Source organism: Acidovorax sp. KPB24-07 (genome assembly GCF_057543315.1).
In genome coordinates this window covers 1-7,339 of record NZ_BAAJYS010000185.1, presented here as the reverse complement: position 1 = coordinate 7,339, position 7,339 = coordinate 1, and the positions used below count along the sequence as shown (strand labels likewise).

At 69.1% G+C, this 7,339-nt stretch carries 5 protein-coding genes; 2 read left to right on the top strand and 3 right to left on the bottom strand.

Annotated elements, in window-relative coordinates; all coding sequences use genetic code 11:
• Positions 1-458: 458 nt before the first annotated feature.
• Positions 459-4,157 (top strand): IPTL-CTERM sorting domain-containing protein, encoded by a 3,699-nt coding sequence (locus tag AC27IQ_RS16420; RefSeq protein WP_487090091.1) that lies wholly within the window; start codon positions 459-461, stop codon positions 4,155-4,157.
• Positions 4,158-4,288: 131 nt separating this feature from the next.
• On the opposite strand, the gene AC27IQ_RS16415 is transcribed toward AC27IQ_RS16420, so the two are convergent.
• Entirely contained in the window at positions 4,289-4,987 is a 699-nt protein-coding gene (locus AC27IQ_RS16415; protein ID WP_284429532.1) for a response regulator transcription factor, read from the bottom strand.
• A gap of 233 nt (positions 4,988-5,220) precedes the next feature.
• On the opposite strand from AC27IQ_RS16415, the gene AC27IQ_RS16410 reads away from it, so the two are divergent.
• Positions 5,221-5,787: a hypothetical protein gene (locus AC27IQ_RS16410; RefSeq protein WP_487090090.1), complete on the top strand. Its 567-nt coding sequence runs from the start codon at positions 5,221-5,223 to the stop codon at positions 5,785-5,787.
• Positions 5,788-5,816: 29 nt separating this feature from the next.
• On the opposite strand, the gene AC27IQ_RS16405 is transcribed toward AC27IQ_RS16410, so the two are convergent.
• Positions 5,817-6,866 (bottom strand): serine/threonine protein kinase, encoded by a 1,050-nt coding sequence (locus AC27IQ_RS16405; protein ID WP_487090089.1) that lies wholly within the window; start codon positions 6,864-6,866, stop codon positions 5,817-5,819.
• On the bottom strand, positions 6,859-7,339 hold a 481-nt coding region (locus AC27IQ_RS16400; protein WP_487090088.1), incomplete at its 5' end, for a universal stress protein. The genes AC27IQ_RS16405 and AC27IQ_RS16400, both read right to left, overlap by 8 nt.

Below are 7,339 nucleotides of genomic sequence, written 5' to 3'. Positions count from 1 at the left end.
GGCTCGCTGCGGGCGGGCCCGGCCAGCGCGGCCCAGCAGGCCAGGCCGAGCCACAGCAGGGGGCGAAGCCGCCACCACGAAACGGACCGGAGCGGTGGGGGGCGGGTGGGACAAACGGTGGGCACGCCGGCAAAGGGGGGGGCGGCAAGGAAGGCGGGCAGCATGCCGGCAAGTGTCCGCGATGGGCCGCGCGGGAGGGCCGAAGGCCCATGCCGACGGACGTTGCGGCGCGCGCTGCATGTGGTGCCGAACGCACAAATGCAAGACCGAATGTCAACAATTGTTGAATTCTGAAAACCGCAGAGCCCACCCCCTAGATTCGCGGCACTCCCGGCCACGCCGGCAAGGCACCGCGCGCCGGTCCTCCCTTGCCAACGACCCCCTTCCGGCCCTCGCCAGGGCCCCCGCGGCGTCGCGGCGTGCCCGGACCTGCTCACTACAACAATCTGGAGATCGGTATGGTTCTTTCCTTTGCACGGCGGGCTGCGGGCCTGCTGTGGCCTGCTGCTTTCGCTTCTGCGCCCGCGCGCAGACCTGCCGCCCGCCCAGGCCTGCCGGGCGGGCGGGGATACGGGCTGCTGCTGGCCGGGTGCCTGCTGGCACCCGGGGCCGTGCTGGCCCAGACCACCGACATCCTGGTCAACCAGGACGCGGTGCCCGCATCGGCCTCGGGCCCGGCGGGCGGCACCTTCCATTACGTGGTGACGGTGCGGCACAACACCGGCAGCGCGGCCACCGGCGTGGTCCTTACCGACAAGCTGCCCGTGGGCGCGGTGTTCCAGTCGGTCACGACGACCCCGGCGGGCATGGCCTGCACGCCGGCCATCACCCCTGGCACAGCCATCACGGTCGCCAACCAGACGGTGCAGTGCGACCTGGGCTCGATGGCGGTCAATTCCACCAAGGTGGTGGATTTCGAGGTGGTGCTTCCGACGGTCTCGACCAACTGGATCAACAACGCCCGCGTGACGCGCAACGAGACCGATTCGGACCCCAGCAACGACGCGCTGGACCGCCGCATCACCACGACCGAGGCCGCCGACCTGGCCCTGGCCGTCACCACCAATCCCACGGCGCCTCCCGGCAACCCGCTCTCGCCCGGCCAGCCCTACCGCTATGTGGTGGACGTGAGCAACCAGGGACCCATCGGCATTCCCGCCGCAGGGCGCGTGGAGGTCATGTTCAGCGTGCCCACGGGCGCCTCGTTCACCCGCGTGGGCGGCAGCAACGGATGGACCTGCACGCCCACGGCCTCGAACGCTTCGCCGCTCGTGTCCCCCGGCGCCCCCACGCCCGCCACGGTGGTCACCTGCTCCCACGCCGGTGCGCTGGCCAATGGCGGCACGGTGCCGTCGCTGGAGGTGGACGCCGCTCCCAATGTGACCGGCTCCATCACGACGTCGTTCTCGGTCAAGGGCTACAAGGATGCGTCCACGGAAATGCCCGACGGGCAGACCGCCAACAACACCGGCACGGCCGAAGTCAACGTGGCCGGCACGGCCTCGGACGTCTCCGTCACCAAGGCCGTGAACGGTGCCACGACCTATGGGCTCAACGACCAGGTGACCTACACGGTCACGCCCCGGCTGAACGGCGGCACCTTGCTCACCGGCGTGCCCGTGCAGGTGGTCGACACGCTGGGTGCGGGCCTGTCGTTCGTGTCCGCCACGGGCACGGGCTGGACCTGCAGCGCGGCGGGCCAGGTGATCACCTGCGACCTGCCCGGCGGCTATGCGGGCGCCAACTTCAGCAACCTGCCGGCGATCACGGTGGTGGCCTTGGTGCAGCAGACGGGCACGCTGCCCAACACCGTCACGATCGACGTGCCGACCCGCACCGATCCCGACACAACCAACAACTCGCCGGCCAGCGTCTTCATCACGGCGACCAACGTGGCCGACCTGCAGATCACGAAGACCGCGTCCAACTACGTGAACGGCCAGGGCGTGGCCGTGGCCATCGGCCAGACCTACCAGTACCGCCTGACGGCACGCAACCGCGGACCGCTCGCCATCGCGCCGGCCGCCGCCACCGTGCCGGCCGCCCCGAGCATCGTCGTCTCCGACTCGGTGCCCGCCGGCGTGACCCTGACGGGCCTCAACGCGGCCTCGGGCGCGGGCTGGACCTGCTCGGCACTGCCGCTGGTGGGCCCGGGCACCTTCACCTGCGAGCGCACGGCCGGACTGGCCGTGAATGCGAATGCCCCCGACATCGTGGTCAACGCAGTGCGCACGACCGCGGGCTCGGCCACCAACAACGCCTGCGTGAAGTTCAGCCCCGAGACGGGCGGCACCCGCGAGGACCCGTGGTACACCGACCCCGCGCACGGCATCAACTGCCAGGGCGTGGGCGTCGGCGCATCCGACCAGACCCCCGGCAACGAGGTGCAGGCGGACCTGAGCATCGTCAAATCCGTGGACAAGCCCACGGTGCCTGCCGGCGACGTGCTGACTTACACGATGGTGGTGACCAACAACGGCACCAGCGCCGCCACCAACGTGAGCCTGCGCGACGTGCTGCCCAGCCTGGTGACCAGCGCATCGGCCCCGGGCCTGGTGTCGGTGAACACCACCGCCGGCACCTGCACGCCCTCGGGCGCGTCCAACGTCAACACCGCCACGCTGCTGTGCTCGCTCGGCACGCTCAACAGCGGCGCCAGCGCGACGGTGACCGTGGCGATCCGGCCCACGGTGGCCACCACCGCGAACCGCACCAACACCGCCACGGCCTATTCGCCCGAAGTGGTGGACCCGGTCCTGGGCAACAACACCGCATCGGTGACGAGCCAGGTCACGGCCCGGGTGGACCTGGTGGCCTCCAAGACCGTCTCGCCCACGCCGACCGCGATCTCGGGCGAACCCATCACGTACGTGGTGCGCGCCAGGAACAATGGCCCGTCGTCGGCCGAAAACGTGTGGCTGAGGGACGTGCTGCCCGCCAACGGGGTGCTGATCGGCACGCCCGTCGCCTCCAACGGCGGCGTGTGCGATGCGGTGCCCCCCGGCAACGGCGGCACGCTGAACTGCCGCTGGGGCACCACGGGCAACAGCGTGTTCCTCGCCAATGGCGGCCAGTACGAGGTGACCTACCGCCTGCGTGCGGCGGGCGCCTGGGCCCCGGGCGTGAAGCTCTCCAACACGGTCGAGATCGGCACCGCGACGGACGAGCCCGTGCTGACCAACAACCAGGCCGCGGCCGAGATCACGCTGACCCAGCCCGAGTTGGACATCCTGGTGTCGATGGCGCACAGCGCCGACGCCATCGCCCTGGGCGCCGAGACGACCTACACCATCACCGTGAAGAACTCGGGCCCGTCGTTCGGTACGAACGTGGTGATGACGGACACGTTCCCGGTGACCCACCCCACGAACGGCGCCTCTTCGGCCACATTCGGCTTCACGGGCGGCCTCACGGTGGACAAGGGCGGCGTCTGCACCGTGCCGGCCATCGGCGCGACCTCGGGCGGCGTGTCGTGCACCTTCCCGGGCCTGGCCAAGGACGAGGTGGCCACCATCACGTTCAAGATGAAGGCGACGAGCCTGCCGGCCGGGGCCGCGTCGGGCACGATCTTCCACAGGGCCGTGGTGTCGGTGAGCGAAACCGAGTTCCTGCAGGGCGGACAGAACACGCAGGTCAACAACACCACGTACGACCAGACCTCCACCAAGCGCGACCCGATCGCCACCGACCTGTCGATCCTCAAGGCCGGCCCCGATGGCCCGATCGCCCCGGGCGCGGACGTGGACTACACCTTCACCGTGCGCAACAACGGCAACCTGACCAGCAACGGCGCCCAGGTGGTGGACCCGCTGCCCGCGGGGCTGACGTTCGTCTCCTCGTCCGACTGCGTGGCTGCGGGTACCTCGGTGACCTGCTCGGTGGGCGAACTGCTGGCGGGCGCGAGCCGCACCCTGCGCGTCAAGACGCGCCTGGCGCAGCCCTACACCGGCAACGGACCGCTGGTGAACACGGCGACGCTGGACGCGCCGGGCGACACCGACCCCACCAACAACACGTCGAGCAAGACCACGACCGTGCAGCCGCCGCCCGATGCGATCGCCAGCGTGCCGACGCTGTCGCAGTGGGCATTGATCCTGCTGTCGTGCCTGCTGGGTGGACTGGCGCTGCGCCAGTCCCACGGCCCGCGCCGGCGCTGACCTGGCACGGGGGGCTCACCTCCAGGGAAAAAGGGCGGTCCCGAATGCGGGACCGCCCTTTTTTTTGATGGATGGCGGATCAGGGGGCTGAGAGAGTCGTCGGCGCGTGCCGCCGGCGCTGGCGCCCAGGCTCAGGCGGATTGTGTGGCGTCGACCACGTCCAGGCGGTAGCCCATGCCATACACCGCGTTGACGACGTAGCCGTTCTCCGGCGACAGGGCCAGCTTGTTGCGCAGCCGCGAGACGTGCGTGTCCAGCGAGCGCGAGGGCACGTCCTGCACCTCGCTCCAGACGCTCTGGCGCATGTGCTCGCGCGACAGCAGGCGGCCCGCGTTCTGGAACATGAACAGCGCCAGGTCGTATTCCTTGTTCTTCAGGTCCACGGCCGTGCCGTCCATCCACAGCGTGCGCGTCTTGGGCTCGAAGCGGTAGCGGCCGAAATCGAGCGTGCGCGCCACGGTGGACGGGTACGCCCGGCGCAGCAGCGCCGCGGTGCGGGCCATGAGTTCGCCCATGCGGATGGGCTTGGTCATGAAGTCGTCGGCGCCACAGTTGAGCGCCTCGACCACGTCCTGCTCGGCATTGCGGCGCGTCACGAACAGGATGGGCATCTGCGGCGCCAGGCCGGCGCGCAGGGTGCGCACCACTTCCATGCCGCTCATGTCGGGCAGGTGCCAGTCCACGATCAGCAGATCGAAGGTCTCTGTGCGCAGCGCCTTGAGCAGGCTGGTGCCCTCGGTGAAGGGGTGGAACAGGTGCCCGGCATGTTCGACAGAGGCCTGGATCAGCTCCATCAGGATCGGGTCGTCGTCAAGGGCAGCGATACGCATGGGACACCAGGAAACGGCAAAGGCAATGGAATACGGACCGCCGGTAGGGCGCGGCGAGGTGCCGAAACTACCTTTTAATTTCGCTATCGGTTGGAATGTGACAATTGTTAACATTCATCGAAAATCCGCGGTATGTATTCGTGGCATCGACGCATCGGTGGCGCTTCGAGTGCGCCGGGGTCCCTTGTGTCGCGCGCAGACATGGCCGCATTGGCAGCCGCGGTTTCGTTTGAATGCTCCGTTCTTCGCCTTGCCTCGCCGTTGCCCAGCGCTTTCAGGGAATATGGGCCGTTCAAAAACTGGAGGACAGCTTCATGGGCAATTGCATCGGCGGCTCCAGCGGGAACGCTTCCGTTCGCCGCCGTCAGGATCAAGGCACGGCAAGTACCAATGCCGGTGTGCAGGCCGAACAATCGGCATCGGCTGCGTTCGGCGTCGATGCGGCGCTGTCCGGGCTGCGGTCCCGCGAACGGAGAATCAATGGACTGCTGGGCCCCGACACCAATGAGTTGCTTGGTTCGCCCGTACGCAGGGAACTCGAATCCTTGCGCACGCGGGTGCAGTCAGCGGCGGGACATTTGACGGCGCTGCAGCAAACGCTGAATCGCCAGAACTCTCAACGCATCGACCTGGGCGATGACCCGGTGGGTGCCGTGCAATTGTTGACCGCACAGTCCGAACGATTGGGAAGGCAAGTGGAGCCCGTCATCCAGAGACACGAGGATGCCATCGACGACCTGCAGAACCGCGCGGGCTTGGCAGAGGATCATCCGTCCACGCGCCTTCCGCAGGGCCGCTAAGGCCATCGAGCATCTTGTGCTCGCTGCTCTTATGCCGACAGCGGCGCTTCCTGCATCGCCTCCATCTGCTCGCGCAGCATGTCGACCTGCCCGCGCCAGTAGTCGCTGCTGCCAAACCAGGGGAAGTTGATCGGAAAGATCGGGTCGTTCCAGCGGCGCGCCAGCCAGGCGCTGTAGTGGATCAGCCGCAGCGTGCGCAGCGGCTCGATCAGGGCCAGCTCGCGCCGGTCGAAGGGGCGGAACTGCTCGTAGCCGTCCAGCAGCGCGGACAGCTGCACGGTGCGCTGGCGGCGGTCGCCGGACAGCAGCATCCACAGGTCCTGCACGGCCGGGCCGGTGCGCGCATCGTCCAGGTCCACGAAGTGCGGGCCGCCGCCGGGCCGGTCGGTGGGCGTCCACAGCACGTTGCCGGGGTGGCAGTCGCCGTGCAGGCGCAGCGGGCGCGCATCCTTCAAGGCAAACGTGCCGCCTGCCGAGGTATTCCATGCACTTTGTGCTATTAATTTAATAGCATCTTCGCAGGCGCTGCGCCAGGCCGACTGCTGGTCCAGCGGGATGATCTCCTGGGCCAGCAGCCAGTCGTGCGGCTCCTGCGCGAAGGTGGCCGCGTCCAGCGCCGGGCGCAGCGCGAAGGGCCGGGCCTCGCCCACGGTGTGGATGCGGGCGAGGAAGCGGCCGATCCACTCCAGCACCTCGAAGTCGTCCAGCTCGGGCGTGCGCCCGCCGCGCCAGGGGCTGACCGAGAACGCGAAGCCCGCGTGCTGGTGCAGCGTGCGGTCCTGCAGCACCAGCGGGGCGACCATGGGCACCTCGGCCTGGGCGAGTTCGGCGGCGAACGCGTGCTCTTCCAGGATCTGCGCATCGCTCCAGCGGCCCGGCCGGTAGAACTTGGCGACGACGCGGCTGCCGTCTTCCAGCGACACCTGGTACACGCGGTTTTCGTACGAGCCCAGGGCCATGAGGCGGCCGTCACCGTACAGGTCCACGCTGGCGAGCGCGTCCAGCACGAGGTCGGGGGTGAGGGGCGCGTAGGGATGCGAGGAAGAAGGGGTGGGCTCGGTGCCGGGCAGGTTATCCATGGGGAGCATTGTCGCCCCCGGCCAGTTCGGTGAAGGGCAACTGCTGCTTGACCAGGATGACGGTGCATGGCGCATCGCGGGCCACGCGGATCGGAATGGTGTCGATGAAGCGCTGCAGCGGCACACCGTGCGTGGCCGCGCCCAGGATCATCACGCCCACGCGGTTGCCCTGCGCGTAGCGCACCAGGGCCTGGGCCACATCGCTCGCCTCGATCACCTGGTGGCTGGCGCTGTGGCCGGCCAGGTCGAGCCCGGCGGACCACTGGCGCAGGCGCACCAGGTGGCGGCGGTGCAGCGTGGTTTCGCTGCGCTCGCTGTCCGATGCGCTGCTGGCCGAGGGCGAGATCACGGTCACGCAGGCCAGCCGCGCCCCGGGGCGGATGCCCAGCGAGCGCGCCGCCGCCTGGCGCAGCGAGTACAGCGTGGCATCGCTCGCGTCCTCGCCCGGCACGGCCACCATGAGGATGGGCGCC